The organism is Acinetobacter sp. WU_MDCI_Abxd143 (assembly GCF_025514195.1).
Taxonomy (GTDB): domain Bacteria; phylum Pseudomonadota; class Gammaproteobacteria; order Pseudomonadales; family Moraxellaceae; genus Acinetobacter; species Acinetobacter pittii_H.
Genome location: NZ_JAHPTH010000005.1, coordinates 88628 through 103344 on the forward strand (window position 1 = coordinate 88628; position 14717 = coordinate 103344).

General features: G+C 39.6%; 13 protein-coding genes. 7 read left to right on the top strand and 6 right to left on the bottom strand.

Annotated features, from left to right (window positions below; all coding sequences use genetic code 11):
- Positions 1 to 50 precede the first annotated feature (50 nt).
- The 6 genes from pncB to KTI79_RS11640 all read left to right on the top strand — a co-directional run bounded on the left by pncB (position 51) and on the right by KTI79_RS11640 (position 6567).
- Entirely contained in the window at positions 51 to 1265 is a 1215-nt protein-coding gene (gene pncB, locus KTI79_RS11615; RefSeq protein WP_046812089.1) for a nicotinate phosphoribosyltransferase, read from the top strand.
- Between the two features lie 148 nt (positions 1266 to 1413).
- On the top strand, positions 1414 to 2262 hold the full coding sequence (locus tag KTI79_RS11620) for a sulfurtransferase (RefSeq protein ID WP_086265702.1): 849 nt from the start codon (positions 1414 to 1416) through the stop codon (positions 2260 to 2262).
- A complete protein-coding gene (asd, locus tag KTI79_RS11625; RefSeq protein WP_086376033.1) occupies positions 2259 to 3110 on the top strand; it encodes an archaetidylserine decarboxylase in 852 nt (283 codons plus the stop codon). The genes KTI79_RS11620 and asd overlap by 4 nt, the downstream gene beginning before the upstream one ends.
- Before the next feature lie 430 nt (positions 3111 to 3540).
- Positions 3541 to 4761 (top strand): acetamidase/formamidase family protein, encoded by a 1221-nt coding sequence (locus tag KTI79_RS11630; RefSeq protein WP_086376034.1) that lies wholly within the window; start codon positions 3541 to 3543, stop codon positions 4759 to 4761.
- Positions 4762 to 4890: 129 nt separating this feature from the next.
- The gene (locus KTI79_RS11635) at positions 4891 to 5310 is read left to right on the top strand and encodes a hypothetical protein (RefSeq protein WP_143225025.1); all 420 of its coding nucleotides are present in this window, start codon (positions 4891 to 4893) and stop codon (positions 5308 to 5310) included.
- Positions 5311 to 5370: 60 nt separating this feature from the next.
- Entirely contained in the window at positions 5371 to 6567 is a 1197-nt protein-coding gene (locus KTI79_RS11640) for an alpha/beta fold hydrolase (RefSeq protein ID WP_199964050.1), read from the top strand.
- 68 nt (positions 6568 to 6635) lie between these two features.
- Here KTI79_RS11640 and phoR read toward each other — a convergent pair whose 3' ends face one another.
- The 3 genes from phoR to KTI79_RS11655 form a co-directional block, all read right to left on the bottom strand.
- Positions 6636 to 7994 carry a phosphate regulon sensor histidine kinase PhoR gene (gene phoR / locus KTI79_RS11645; RefSeq protein WP_068564604.1) on the bottom strand — a complete coding sequence of 453 codons (1359 nt, stop codon included), beginning with the start codon at positions 7992 to 7994 and terminating at the stop codon, positions 6636 to 6638.
- A gap of 9 nt (positions 7995 to 8003) precedes the next feature.
- On the bottom strand, positions 8004 to 8714 hold the full coding sequence (phoB, locus tag KTI79_RS11650; RefSeq protein WP_000650776.1) for a phosphate regulon transcriptional regulator PhoB: 711 nt from the start codon (positions 8712 to 8714) through the stop codon (positions 8004 to 8006).
- Between the two features lie 254 nt (positions 8715 to 8968).
- Positions 8969 to 9640 (bottom strand): TetR/AcrR family transcriptional regulator, encoded by a 672-nt coding sequence (locus KTI79_RS11655; RefSeq protein ID WP_031949648.1) that lies wholly within the window; start codon positions 9638 to 9640, stop codon positions 8969 to 8971.
- Between the two features lie 212 nt (positions 9641 to 9852).
- On the opposite strand from KTI79_RS11655, the gene KTI79_RS11660 reads away from it, so the two are divergent.
- Positions 9853 to 10686, top strand: coding sequence for an SDR family NAD(P)-dependent oxidoreductase (locus KTI79_RS11660; RefSeq protein ID WP_039766441.1), 834 nt, complete (start codon positions 9853 to 9855; stop codon positions 10684 to 10686).
- Between the two features lie 56 nt (positions 10687 to 10742).
- Here KTI79_RS11660 and KTI79_RS11665 read toward each other — a convergent pair whose 3' ends face one another.
- The 3 genes from KTI79_RS11665 to KTI79_RS11675 all read right to left on the bottom strand — a co-directional run bounded on the left by KTI79_RS11665 (position 10743) and on the right by KTI79_RS11675 (position 14710).
- Positions 10743 to 12110: an MATE family efflux transporter gene (locus KTI79_RS11665; RefSeq protein ID WP_057085598.1), complete on the bottom strand. Its 1368-nt coding sequence runs from the start codon at positions 12108 to 12110 to the stop codon at positions 10743 to 10745.
- A gap of 106 nt (positions 12111 to 12216) precedes the next feature.
- Positions 12217 to 13371 (bottom strand): pyridoxal phosphate-dependent aminotransferase, encoded by a 1155-nt coding sequence (locus KTI79_RS11670; RefSeq protein ID WP_086376036.1) that lies wholly within the window; start codon positions 13369 to 13371, stop codon positions 12217 to 12219.
- Positions 13372 to 13399: 28 nt separating this feature from the next.
- Positions 13400 to 14710, bottom strand: a complete 1311-nt coding sequence (locus KTI79_RS11675) for a DUF445 domain-containing protein (RefSeq protein WP_017387594.1) — start codon at positions 14708 to 14710, stop codon at positions 13400 to 13402.
- Between the last annotated feature and the right edge of the window lie 7 nt (positions 14711 to 14717).

The window sequence follows — 14717 nt, forward strand, 5'->3', positions numbered from 1 at the left end:
TCCATAAAAATATGCTTTAATGCTAAGAAGCAAGCGAATAATCATTGACTATGTCTCCAATTATCCATTCTTTACTAGATACAGACTTGTACAAATTTACGATGTTACAAGTGGTTTTGCATAAATTCCCGCAAACCCATAGTGTCTATCATTTCCGCTGTAGAAATTTAGAAGATACTGTCTATCCACTAGTAGATATTTTGGATGATTTAAATCAGCAACTCGACTATTTGTGTAGCCTTAAATATAAAGAAGATGAGCTTCAATATTTACGTAAATTACGCTTTATCAAAAGTGACTTTGTTGATTATTTAGAACTATTTCAACTGAAACGACGTTTTATTCAGGCTAGCATTGATGCAGAAGGTCGTTTGGATATTCGTATTGAAGGTCCAATGGTCCAGGCCATGATGTTCGAGATTTTTGTTCTGGCAATTGTAAACGAGTTATATTTTAGCCGTATCAAAACAGACCAAGTTTGGGCTGAAGGCGAACGCCGTTTACAAGCAAAACTTGATTTGATTCAGCAATATGAAAAATCTCAACAGCCGAATGATCCACCGTTTTTAGTTTCTGATTTTGGTACACGCCGTCGTTATAGCTTTGCATGGCAAAAGCATGTCGTAGCGGCATTTCATAAAACTGTACCAAATGTGTTCCGTGGTACAAGTAATGTGTTGCTGGCTAAAGAGCTTAACATTACACCAATTGGGACCATGGCACATGAGTTCCTGCAAGCTTTTCAGGCACTTGATGTACGTTTGCGTGATTTCCAAAAAGCTGCTCTGGAAACGTGGGTACAAGAGTACCGTGGAGATTTAGGAATTGCCCTAACCGATGTGGTAGGGATGGATGCTTTCTTACGCGACTTTGACCTGTATTTTGCCAAACTCTTTGATGGTTTACGTCATGACAGTGGCGACCCGTATGAGTGGGGCGATAAGGCGTATGCACATTACCGTAAATTAAAAATTGATACCAAAACCAAAATGCTGACCTTTAGCGATGGTCTTAATTTGCCAAAGGCATGGGAATTGCATCAGTACTTTAAAGATCGTTTTCAGGTGAGTTTTGGCATTGGAACTAATTTGACCAATGACATGGGGCAAAAGCCGCTGAATATTGTGTTGAAACTGGTTGAATGTAATGGTCAGTCAGTTGCGAAAATCTCAGATAGTCCGGGTAAAACCATGACTGACAACGATACTTTCTTGGCCTATTTACGTCAGGTTTTTGAAATCGAAGAACTTGAAGAAGCGGTTTAAGTAAAAAGTAGTCTCGCTATTTTTTATTTTTAAAAGTGAGAATGCTGATATCTGATTTTCTGCTAAAGCGTAGCAGAAAATCAGAGTTTGTTAGATATATGCTTATGCTAAGATTGAAAATAAGCTGGTATAAAAAGAAACCATGACGATGACACTCCCTGATTTTAAACTCGATTTATTAATAGAAGCAGAAGAATTAGTGCCTTATTTAGGCAATGAATATATTCGCATTATAGATTTGAGCCGTGCATCGGTTTATGAACAACTCCATATTCCACATGCCATTCATTTACAGCCTAAATGGTTAGTGGCTCAGCATGAAGAAGCAACTGGTGTTTTGCCGGATGAAGCGGGTTTACAAGCACTTATTGAAAAATTGAATATTTCACCTAATCATCATGTTGTAGTGTATGACGATGAAGGTGGGGCATGGGCTGGACGTTTAATCTGGAATTTGCATTGCCTAGGATTTACCCGTACCAGTTTAATTAACGGCGGTATCCATGCATGGTTAGGTGCAGGCTTACCCACTACAGCAGAAGTCGAAAAAGTTTCTCCTGTTACAGACTTAATTCAAATTGATTTATCACATGCCGCTCAGTTCCGTGTGAACTATGAAGAGTTACGCAAACAAGTTGAACAAGAAAGTGTGCAACTATGGGATTGCCGTACGAGTGATGAATATAGTGGTGTCCGTTTAGCAGCGCGACGCGGCGGTCACATTCCAAATGCCCTCCATTTTGAATGGAGTACTGCACTTAATCGTCAAAATCATCTAAAATTGCATCCGCTTGAACGCACGCGGCAGCGCCTTGAACAACTTGGGTTCGATTTACAACAACCTGTAGTCGTGTACTGCCAGTCACATCATCGTTCCGGTTTGGCCTATATTCTGGCTAGACTCTTGGGCTGGGAAGCAAAAGCCTATGATGGTGCGTGGAGTGAATGGGGCAATCGCCTCGATAGTCCTATTATTACTGGAGAATCACCCTCGTGAGTTTCACATCTCGATTAAAAAAAGAATTATTTATTAAGGCACAAAATCTTGTACCACAGCATCAATTGAGCCGTGTGGTAGGTAAAGTTGCTGCGAGTGAAAATCCAGTTGTGAAAAACGCTGTTATTCATGCATTTAAAGCTAAGTATGGGATTGATTTGTCGATTGCTGAACAAGGCAATGCACTGAAATATAAATCTTTTAATGACTTTTTTACCCGTGCATTAAAAGAAGGTGTACGTCTGATTGATGAAAATGCAGATAGCATTGTGTCACCAGCGGACGGCGCAATTTCCCAAATTGGTAAAATTACTGCGGGTGAAGTCTTTCAAGCCAAAGGTCAAAGTTTCTCTGTAGAGAAATTAATTGGCGATCCACAACTTGCTCAACCATTCCAAGAGGGTGAGTTCGCGACAGTTTATTTATCACCACGCGATTACCACCGTGTTCATATGCCGTTTGCAGGTACTTTAACAGAAACGTTATATGTGCCAGGCGAGCTATTTTCGGTAAATCAGGTCACTGCTGAAAATGTACCGGGATTATTTGCTCGTAATGAACGTATGGTGTGTTTGTTTGATACTGAACTTGGCCGTATGGCTGTTGTTCTAGTGGGGGCGATGATTGTTGCTGGTATTGAAACTGTGGCAACAGGCAAGGTAAAACCTTCAGGTCGTATCGAATTACAGCATCATCAGTTAAAGCTAGAGAAAGGTGCTGAGCTTGGACGTTTTTATTTAGGTTCTACAGCCGTTATTTTATTTGAAAAAGATAAGATCGAATGGGAACAACGTTTTAAAGCTGAGTCTGTGGTTGTAATGGGTGAGCGCATGGGACATACAGTTTAGTAAAAGATATAACCACTATAAAATAAGTAAACCCTGACTTTAATTATTCAGGGTTTATTTTTTTTGATTTAAGTTATATAAAATTAAAATATATAACTATGTTTGGATTTATATTATATAGAAAAATAATTATTATTAAGTGATCTAAATGAGTACGTTATATGAGCTAGTCTATAAATATGTATCTGAAGAGAGCAAAAATATTAATATGATTAAAAATTAATAAATAAAAATAGAATGAAATATTTAAGTTAGACTTAAGTCGAGGTTTTAATTTTATTTGAAGATAAGTTATTAAATCTAAAAAAATTATTTATTTTTTATAACCATGAAGCGCTTTTTTCATATTACACCACTTTAGCCTTGGCACAATGCTTGCTACTTGTTTAGGACTTTACTGTAACTTTCATATTTTTTAGGTTCTGAAATCATGTTAAAAGTTAAACGCCTGACAGCTTCGGTTTTATCTGTACTTTGTATTTCACTCACCCATGCCAATGATTTTAAAGTTTTAAATCAAATTTCAAAACAACCTACTCAACTTCAAACTGGGGAATATAAAGGTAATTATTATGTTCCCTCTACTTTAAATACCATTACATGGGGTTATTTGCCGAATCGTGATGCTAAACCTGTGCTTACTGTTCCGTCGGGTAGTGTCGTGACATTCGATACGGTTTCTCATGAAGGTTTGCTTGAAGACCAAGGGCGTAATGCTGAAAAGTTCTTTAAATCGAAGGGTGTAAATTCTAATCAAATATTGGAAGATGCAAAAACAATTACACAGTCAAATTTAAAGCATGATTTTCATAAAGATGGGCCGCATATTGTGACAGGTCCTGTTGCCATTGAAGGCGCACAGCCCGGTGATATTTTGAAAGTTGAAGTACTTAAAGTTGAGCCGCGAGTTCCTTATGGTGTGATTTCAAATCGACATGGTAAGGGGGCTTTAGTCGGGGAGTTTCCTAAAAAAGCAAAGCAAGAAAATGCATCGGCTGAGCATCCTGAACGCTATGGAAATGTATCGATTTTCACCCCAATTGAAAAAAATGCACAAGGTGAATATGAAGGGGTATTAAAAACAGAATCTGGTAAATCAATACGTTTTCCGCTGTATCCTTTTATGGGAATTATGGGGGTAGCAGCTAATACATCTGAGCCTGTTCACTCTGTACCACCTGCAATGTATGGCGGAAATATTGATATTAATGAACTAGGGGCAGGTTCAACCGCGTATTATCCTATTCAGGTTAAAGGTGCATTATTCTATACGGGTGATAGTCATTTTGCGCAAGGGGACGGAGAGGTGGCATTAACGGCACTAGAAGCTTCAGCCCGCGCCACGCTGAAATTTACCTTACTCAAAGCAGGTAAGGACAAAATACCGGGCAAAGATTTAAAACAACCTTTAGCTGAAAATGCTGAGTTTTGGATTACGCCGGGACTTGATGAAGATCTTGATGAAGCGATGAAGAAATCTACACGTGAAGCCATTCGTTTCTTAAACCAAGAATACGGTATTGACGAAGCAACAGCGTACGCCTATTTAAGTGCTGCGACTGATTTTGAAGTTTCACAAGTAGTAGATAAAACCAAAGGTATTCATGCAAAAATCAGAAAAGCTGATTTTAAAGAGTTTGAGCGTAAATAATTGAGATGATCTGAGCTTGGTATTTAAAATATTAAATACCAAGTTAATATTATTTTAACTATTTATAATATTATATAATTTATAATTAAGTATAATAAATATCACACATATTTATTAGTATAAAATCTAATGCAATCACTTCCAAACGTTCTATTATATCTTGCTGCTTTATTAACATTCTGTGCCGCATTACTTCATTTTGTTTGTGTGTTCTGGGGAGCAAATGGTTTTCGGTTTTTAGGGGCTGGGAAAAGTATTGTCCAGATGGTTGAAAGAGGGCACTGGTATCCTAATTTTACAGCTATAACTGTGGGGTTAATTCTAACTGTATGTGCTATTTATGCCTTCTTTGCAGCAAAGGGAATACAGGTATTACCATTTACTAAACTTATTTTGTCACTTGTTTCAGCGGTTTTTCTTATCCGTGGTTTTGCTTTTTCATGGTTAAAGTCAAAATTTGTGGGAAATAGTGATTTATTTTGGTATGTCAGCTCAGCCTTTTGTTTAGTACTCGGAGCTTTATATGCCGCAGGCGTATATTTAATTTGAAACGAATATATTCTAAGTGAACTAGAGTGAATAATTTTAAAAATTAAAAGGAGTAATCCCTTGATTAAAAAAAGTAATTCTTTTTTAAAAATTTTATTTAGCAGCGCTTGTTTGGTTTCTGGTTCTGCTATGGCTGCTCCCATTACAGATTTGGGTAAGCAAATTGTGAGCGACAAACCGGGTTCAATACTGTCTCTAGAACAGCAAGATGTGACGGATTTATTTCCTCATGCAGATCAGCGCTTGTTGGTTAATTATCGTAGTCGAGGTATTCAGGGCGAACCTATTGTTGCATCGGCTTTTATTTTATTACCAAAAGGAACACCACCAAAAAATGGCTGGCCGATACTTGCTTGGGCGCATGGCACGACTGGAGTAGCCGATACTTGTGCATCTTCGGGTGATTATGTTGGTGGGCCAGTCCATTCATATCAAGAAGTTGCTTCTAAAGCTTTAGATGGTTGGCTTGCACGTGGCTATGCAGTTGTTGCACCTGATTATCAGGGCTTAGGGACACCAGGTGGGCATCCCTATATGAATGCAAAGAGCCAATTACATACGGTTGTCGATGCAGTGCGTGCATTGCATTTGCTTAAGCCCAAGAGCTTTAATAAACAGTGGTTGGTGATGGGGCACAGTCAAGGTGGGGCTGCGGCAATTGCAGTGTCTGCCTATGGTCAAAAAGATGCACCTGAATTAGATTTAAAAGGTGCAATTGCTCTTGCGCCAGGCGGCTATCAATATGAAGGCATTGCAGAATATGTGAAAACTAATCCGAACCCAGAACCTAGTGTGGCAGCATTTTTCCCGATTGTGTTATTGGGAGCACAAGCAGCAGAACCAAGTATTGTTCCTGAAAACTTAGTCAGTGCAGAAATGAATGCGGTGCTAACTCAAGCGCGCAGTCGCTGTTTATCTGAACTTCAATCTGATTTGAAGAAGTCTCCTTCTAGCATATTTCTGCCTAATGCAGACTTAAAACCTCTTCTGGGTTATCTAAAACAGCAATCTATTGAAAATATGGTGCCGACCGTGCCACTAATGATTGTTCAAGGCTCTAAAGATCATTTAGTCGATCCTAGAGGGACATCTGCTTATTATCAGCAGCTATGTAAATTAAAAAAACCAACTATTTATCAAACGATTGATGGCGGAGATCATCGCGATGCACTGCGTCAAAGTAATACTTTTGCCACTCACTTTTTAAATGTAATAGAGAAAAATCAGACAAAATCGTATTGCTCGAATCTTAAGTAAATTGGTTTAAATAATACAAAAAAGCCGACTTTTCATGAGTCGGCTTTTTAAATGTGAGAGGGGCAAATTTAGGTCATGTTATATAGTCTTTCTTTTGGAAAAACTGCGGTAAATGTTGATCCCTCGTTTTCTTTAGACTGCACATCTAAATACGCACCGTGTTGCATAAGCACGTGTTTTACAATTGCTAAGCCTAAACCTGTACCACCTGTTTGACGACTACGGTCACTGTCCACACGATAGAAGCGTTCAGTCAGGCGTGGTAAATGTTTAGGATTAATTCCGATGCCCGTGTCTTGTACACTAAAGTAAGCATGTTCGCCATCATCATGCCAGCCAATGGTAATGGTTCCACCTTTTGGCGTGTACTTGATGGCATTCGTAATTAAGTTACTAAATGCACTAGCAATTTCCATGTCAGAACCAATCAGGTCGCAGTGGCTATCAATATGTAAATTGAGTGTATGTCCATAATCGGCATTATAGGCCTGAGCATCATCAAACAGTTGATTCATTAAACTCGGCATTTCAATAATCTGATTTTTCGCAATTTTCTTGTTATTTTCTAAATTCGATAACAGCAGTAAATCATTGACCAACGCATTCATACGTTTGGTTTGTGATTGCATCTGATCAAAGGCTCGTTTCCAGCGTGGACTAATATCTTCCTGATCGGTAAAGGTTTCGATATAACCACTGAGCACGGTTAATGGCGTACGAAGCTCATGCGAAATATTATCGACAAAGTCTTTGCGCATTTGCTCAAGGTTATGCATACGAGTCACGTCGTAAGCCACCAATAAACGGCTTTCTCCACCAAATCGTGTGAGTTTAACCTGTACATAGCGGTCATCATCAAAATTTGAGTGAAGCTTAATCCCATCGGGTGCCTGATCAATATTGTTAAAATATTCAATAAAGGTCGGCTGACGTAAAATCGTTAATAAGTTACGACCACGATCGAGAGGGCTGATCCCTAACAAACGTTCGGCAGCAGGGTTCCACCATTCGATTTGATGTTGGTCATCAATTAGAACTACGGCCTCAGCAAGGGCAACTAAGGAAGATTGCGCTCGGTCAATTAAACCGACCATTTCGGCCTGAACAATTCGTTCCTGACGCTGAGCACGGTAAACATTAAATAATAATGCACCCCAAATCCCGTTAAGATTTGGAGGCACATCATAAGGTTTATTGGCAATCCAGTCATTGACCAGATATAAAGAACGCAACTGGAGTGTAAAAAACACCACGAAGGCGATAAAAATACAACTCCAGAAATACCCGACACCTAAACCGACTAAACCGGCAATAATTAGAAAAAATAATAAAAGCCGTAAATCTTGTTTGGCAAACGTCCATAAACTACTGTAACGAGAAAGTTTTTGTTCACGTACCTGTTCAGGGACGGGGTAGGGTTCATACATAAATCTTGGTTAACCTGCGGCTAAATCTGCACGTGTTGAGAAACGGTAGCCAGTTCCACGTACAGTCTGAACAAATCGGTCAACACCAAAAGGTTCTAAGACTTTACGCAAACGACGGATATGCACATCGATAGTGCGGTCTTCAATATATACATTACCGCCCCATACCTGATCGAGCAACTGAGCACGTGTATATGCACGCTCTGGATGGGTCATAAAAAACGCAAGTAAGCGATATTCAGTTGGGCCCATATCTAAAATGCTGTTGCCAAAGCTAACACGCTGGCTTACAGGATCAAGAATTAAACCATTGGCATCAATTGTTTTTTCACCACTTAATGCATTTGCACGGCGAAGAACTGCCTTAATACGTGAAACCAGTTCACGTGTTGAAAAAGGCTTAGTCATGTAGTCATCTGCACCTGCGTCAAGACCCTGTACTTTGTGGTCTTCTTCTCCGCGAGCAGTCAACATAATGACTGGAATTTCTGCTAGGTTTTCATCTCGTTTTAAGCGGCGACATAAATCGACACCACTTACGCCTCCAGGTAACATCCAATCAAGCAAGATAAGCGCCGGACGTTGGTCGACGATAATTTGATGAGCCTGTTTGGCATCTTCAGCCTGTAAACACTGAAAGCCTGCCATGTCCAAAGAAGTATGGATCATTTCACGAATAGGGAGCTCATCATCGACAATTAAAATATAGTCATCTTTCACAGCGCAATATCCTATAGATTTAACGGTGAACCGTTTTGTAGTTATGACAGGCTTATTACAAAGATTAATTATGACAATTTCATTGCAGAAAAGTCTATAAAATTGAATTTAGCAATAATTTGTGACAAAACCAAGGCAAAGGTATGACCAAATGATGACATATAAACTTTAAACTTCTTAAATTCATTCAATGGCTTATTATCATAATTGCTTAACCGGTTTTTCAGATTATTAGCTGTCAAAAAACTTTAATATTATTTTGAAACTTGGGCTAATAGGGATAAGAAAACAATACGGCATGCGGTTAAAACCTGCTCAAGAGACTGCTCAAATCCTCCCATGACCCATCGAATCGCAATTTGAGTGACATATCCATTCAAGCCAGTTGCAATTAAAGAGAGCTCATTTTCATGGTGTTGAATTTGCGGCATGGTTAGCATAACAAAGGCCTGAATCATGCGATCAAATTGCGCAAGCGTTTCTTGAATGGTGGCCTGATTATGTAACTCTTGTACCAAAACTGCATCTACATAGATAATACGAGCTAATCTTGGATCATCTTTTAAGGTGGTCAGCAGTGCTCTTAAACCCGCATCGACCATTTTTTCTGGATCGGGTGCAGCTTTAATCACGGCTTGCATCAGATTTTGCTGTAATTCTTCAATCATTTTTAAAAAGATGGTTTGGAATAAATCTTCACTTTTCTTAAATGATTCATAAAAATAACGTTCTGTGAGTTTTGCCTCTTGGCAAACATCTTTTACCGTCACTGAAAAAAAACCGAGCGTTCCGTAGGTCGCAATACCTGCTTCAATCAGTTTTTCACGGCGTGCCTCTTTACGTTCAGATAGAGATAACCCTTTGAACTGACGTTCTTTACTCACACTTTTTGTTTTCTTTTTACTGGTTGAGTCGTTAGTCGCCATAAATAAGTCGTTTCCTAAAGAATGGTGTCCTAATTTATAGGTTTTGGCCAAATATGCTCACTATGATAAAGCCCTCAGAAGAATTGTGCCATTCTATCTGAAATTACAGTGTACTATATTGACAATGGATATTGTCAAAATTATATTGAAGATGTCTGAACTGCACATGCAATGAACCGACTGTGCAAATATCGAAAAACAAAGGATGGACAATGAAAAATTTTAAAAACAAAGTCGCTGCAATTACGGGCGCGGGTTCTGGCATTGGGCAACAGTTAGCAATTCTTTTGGCAAAACAAGGCTGCCATCTTTCGTTGAGTGATATTAATGAAAAAGGATTACAACAAACTGTCGAGCTTTTAAAGCCATACAGTAATATTACTGTTACCACCAAAAAGCTTGATGTATCTGATCGTGAAGCAGTAAAGCAGTGGGCACAAGAAACTGTGCAAGATCACGGTTCTGTTAACCTGATTTTTAACAATGCTGGCGTTGCATTAGGTTCAACTGTCGAAGGTGCGACCTACGAAGATTTAGAATGGATTGTTGGAATTAACTTCTGGGGTGTTGTGTACGGTACGAAAGAATTTTTACCGTTCATTAAGCAAACTCAAGATGGACACATTATTAACATCTCGAGCTTATTTGGTCTGACTGCCCAACCTACACAGTCTGGCTATAATGCAACCAAATTTGCTGTACGTGGTTTTACCGAGTCATTGCGCCAAGAGTTGGATATTGAAAAAAGTGGCGTGAGTTCTTTGTGCGTACATCCAGGGGGAATTCGTACCAATATTGCTAAAGCTGCAAAAATGAGTGACAGTTTGACTAGTTTAGGTATGGACCCGACTAAATCGATTCAAAACTTTGACAAGCTACTTCGTACTCCTCCAGAAGAAGCTGCCCGTCAAATCTTGGATGCTGTTTTGAAAAATAAACGCCGTTTATTGATTGGTAGTGATGCAAAAATTCTTGATGCATTCCAGCGTTTATTCCCGACCGGATACCAACGTGCTTCAACCATTGTGACTAAGTTAATGAAATAATTTTCAATGCAAAAAAGCCATCAATTGATGGCTTTTTTTATAATATTTAAATAGTCCTAAATAAGAACTTTGATCGTCTTTTTCTTCCAGATAAATTGATAATACAAGCCTTGAATAATACATAGACTGACAAATGCCAAGGCATAGGCAACCCAAATGCCTTTAAGTCCCCACATTGAGCTAAACCAGTAAGCACATGGAATTTCAATAAATAAAATGGCAGAGATGTTAATCAGCATTGGAACAGTCACGGTACCGCTGGCACGCATGATAGATGCAAAAATGGCACCTGCGCCAAAGAATAAAATTGCCCAAAGTACAATAAATAAAAGCTGCTGTCCTAACACCACCACAGTTGGGTCTGTGATAAATAAAGCCATCAAATATTTTGAAAATAGATAACCAAGTGCAATTAAGGCACCTGTAAATAAAAAGTTCATTCCCAGCGCCGTGCGGGTTACTCGCGCTAATAGATCTGATTTACCCGCACCAATCGCTTGCGCTGCAAAAATTGAGGCTGCGATGGAGATCGAAATCGCTGGAAACTGAATGTAGTTGAGCACCTGATTCACTGCACCATACGCTGCTGTAGCATGTGAACCATAATGGTTAACCAACCCAACAATAACTAAACCCGCCATTGAGGTCGTAATCATTTGAATACCAGTTGGGACGCCTAAGCGTAAAATGATTTTGCTTAGTTCTGGATTATGACGGATATGTTGCAGAAGCTGACGATTCGGCCGAAGTGAATGATTTTTCTTGTTAAGATAAATCGCGAGAAAAATTAATATTGCGATATAACTAATAATTGATGCTATAGCAGGAGCAATAATCCCTAGGGCAGGAAAGCCAAAATAACCTTTGAGAAGAATTGGTGTAATAATTACACCGATGACACTGGTTAAAGCGAGGGCCAGTAAAGGGGTTGTACTGTCTCCCACACCACGTAAAATTGAGGTATAGATAATATAAACGAACAGAAGAGGGCTACCCGCCAACATCCATTGAACATAGGGCAAAGCAAGATGCATTACCTTGGGATCAGTACCCAATAACTCTAAAATATCTTTAGCAAAGAATACACCAAGAATCGCGGTAACGATTCCACCAATGATGGTCATAAATAGGGTAGAACCGACCACACTTTGGACTTTCTCTATATTTTGCGCCCCCCATGCTTGTCCTACTAAAACAGTCGTACCTGTTGAAATCCCGATAATAAAAGCGAGGAGCAAAAATAAGATAGGGAAATATACAGAAACTGCCGCAATTGCATCTACTCCCATCATTTGACCAACAAAGATGGTGTTAATAGTTCCTGACAAGTTCTGCAAAATATTGGTTGCAATCAAGGGTAGCAAGAAAACAAAAAATGTTTTCCATAGATTTTGCTGTTGAATTAAGGACTGTCTTGGTGGCATGTGTTCTCCATCGCCCATCTCTTTGATGAGCGGGGCGGATATTCAACTTAGCATAGTTGGAGCGAATGACTTGTAGTATTTTTACAGGGCTAAGTGGCTAAATTTATTAACATTGATTCAGAATTTCTCCTGCTTTTTGCAGAGTGTCATCATTTTTAGCAAAGCAGAATCGAATCAAGCGTAAAGACTCAGGCGCTTGCTGGTAGAAAACCGAAACTGGAATTGCCACAATCTTGTGTTGCTCGGCAAGAAACTGGCACATTTCTACATCGTTTAAGTCGGGACGAATTTGACTGTAATCGAGGTTTTGGAAATAAGTACCTTGAGAAGGTTTAAGTAAAAAACGACTATTATGAATTGCCTGATTAAATCGATCTCTTTTCGTTTGGTAAAATTGTGAAAGCTCTTGAATATGTTCTGGATGTTGTTCCATATATTGCGCTAGTGCAATCTGACAAGGAGTCGTACCACAGAAATTCGCATATTGATAAATCTGGCGGAATAAACGCATCAGTTCAGGTGAAGCGATGCAGTAACCCGTTTTCCATCCCGTCACATGAAAGGTTTTTCCAAAAGAACCAATTACAAAACTACGCTCTCTGAGCTCTGGAAAATGCAATGCACTAAAGTGTTGTTGACCATCAAAAACTAAGTGTTCATAGACCTCATCGGATAAAACCAGAATATTTTTATCTTGAATCAGTTCAATGAGTTCTAACCAGTCTCGTTTATCCCAGATCGTACCTGTTGGATTATGGGGAGTATTCACCACAATCATACGGGTTTTGTCATTAATCAAATCTTTAACCTGTTGCCAGTTCACTTTAAAGTCAGGTGCTTGCAGGGCAATATGAATCGCTTTGCCGCCTGCTAACTCGACAGAAGGGCCATAGCTATCATAACTTGGGTCAAAAATAATGACTTCATCACCTGCATTGATGCAGGCTTGTATGGCACAAAAAATTGCAATGGTTGCGCCGGGAGTAATCGTGATTTGAGTAACAGGATCAAGTTGAAGTCGATCACGCTGCTGAAATTGTAAAGCGAGTTGCTCCCGTAAACCGAGAATACCATCGCCAGGTGGGTACTGATTATGTCCAGCTAAAGTCGCTTGAGATAAGGCTTCAAGTAAGGCTTGTGGCGCCGGAAAATCTGGAAAGCCTTGTGACAGGTTGAGTGCACCTAGACGATGTGCCAGTGCCGTCATGGTACTAAAAATAGTCACGCCTTGAGTGGCCAATTTTGACTGTAGCTGAAGCATATTGTTCTCTTATTAAAAATATTTAAAGTTATAAAATTGATTCAATCACTGCCCGAATTACACCGAGGGTTAAACCAATAAATGCACCCACTACCACACCATTTACACGGATCATGTGTAAGTCGCCACCGACTTCATTTTCAATTTTCCCGATCATTTCACGTGAATCCCATTCATGAATTCGTTCACTCACATAGCGTATGATTTTATGGCTATATTGATCCGTAAAATTCATGGCAAGTCCTGTCATTTCTTTGTTGAGAACTTCACGTACTTTTACATTTTGAACAAGGTTTTCACCGAGCTGCTGAATCGCAGCCCGCAGGTTCATTGCAATGCCAGAGTCTTCTTTCATTAAATCTTCTTTAATGGCATCACACAAAATGGTGACAGCACCACTAATAAAATTTAGAACTTGAGGACTATCAAGGAGCGCATCTTTACCACTGTTAAGACGTTGACTGGCAACACTATCGGGTTTCGCTAGTTCCAGCATGAGTGAATGTGCAATTGTTTCAATTTCTTGCCGCCATGGGTGTTCATGGTCTGCCAGCATCGATTCTACTTTTTCAACCAATGAGTCGATGGTACGTTGTTGAACATCAATTCCAATCCAGCTTGCACCTCTTGCAAGTGACCAGACGCCTAGTGCTTTAAACATTTTTCGGGTTAATTCACGAGTTTTATCTGGATTTTGTACGACCCATTCATGAGCGATATCGAGACCACGCTGTAAAACGTCTTGGTGGAAATCATTTTCCAATACCGCGCGTAGCATCTCACTGGCGAGTTTGTTGACTTGGGTATTACGTACCCATTGCACACTGTTGTTTTGCACGAAATTAGCAATTTGCTCTTGGCTCACAAATTCAAAAATTTTCGGTACAGTTTGCTGAATGAGCTGCACTACTTGAGTATTGTTTTGTGGACTTGCCAACCATTGACCAATTGCGAGGCTCAAGTCCGTTTTTTCTAAGCTTTTTTCGACCACTTGAGGCGAAAGAAAATTTTCCTGTACAAAACGGCCCATTGACTCTGCAATGCGTGCCTTATTGCGCGGAATAATCTCGGTATGGTCGCGTAAAAACTTAGGAATCGGTAACTTACCAAAAGGGTTCCGAAACAGAACTGTAATCGCGTACCAATCGGCTAGACCACCAACTACACCTGCTTCGGCCCCTAGCATTAAAATATGAATAAAACCTGTGTACTCTGGCAGAAAACGGTCGGCTACCATCAGTGCAATCCACAGCACAACGACGATGATCAGCGCTAGGGTAGCAAAATATTTACTACGTTTAAGACTGGGCACGTGGTGAACTTCTTCTGCCATGCTCATAAATTTA

Excerpts from the sequence above, each read along its gene's own strand:
- pncB (WP_046812089.1), top strand. The coding sequence starts at position 51 with ATGTCTCCAATTATCCATTCTTTACTAGATACAGACTTGTACAAATTT.
- KTI79_RS11620 (WP_086265702.1), top strand. The coding sequence starts at position 1,414 with ATGACACTCCCTGATTTTAAACTCGATTTATTAATAGAAGCAGAAGAA.
- KTI79_RS11630 (WP_086376034.1), top strand. The coding sequence starts at position 3,541 with ATGTTAAAAGTTAAACGCCTGACAGCTTCGGTTTTATCTGTACTTTGT.
- KTI79_RS11635 (WP_143225025.1), top strand. The coding sequence starts at position 4,891 with ATGCAATCACTTCCAAACGTTCTATTATATCTTGCTGCTTTATTAACA.
- phoR (WP_068564604.1), bottom strand. The coding sequence starts at position 7,994 with ATGTATGAACCCTACCCCGTCCCTGAACAGGTACGTGAACAAAAACTT.
- KTI79_RS11655 (WP_031949648.1), bottom strand. The coding sequence starts at position 9,640 with ATGGCGACTAACGACTCAACCAGTAAAAAGAAAACAAAAAGTGTGAGT.
- KTI79_RS11660 (WP_039766441.1), top strand. The coding sequence starts at position 9,853 with ATGAAAAATTTTAAAAACAAAGTCGCTGCAATTACGGGCGCGGGTTCT.
- KTI79_RS11665 (WP_057085598.1), bottom strand. The coding sequence starts at position 12,110 with ATGCCACCAAGACAGTCCTTAATTCAACAGCAAAATCTATGGAAAACA.
- KTI79_RS11670 (WP_086376036.1), bottom strand. The coding sequence starts at position 13,371 with ATGCTTCAGCTACAGTCAAAATTGGCCACTCAAGGCGTGACTATTTTT.
- KTI79_RS11675 (WP_017387594.1), bottom strand. The coding sequence starts at position 14,710 with ATGAGCATGGCAGAAGAAGTTCACCACGTGCCCAGTCTTAAACGTAGT.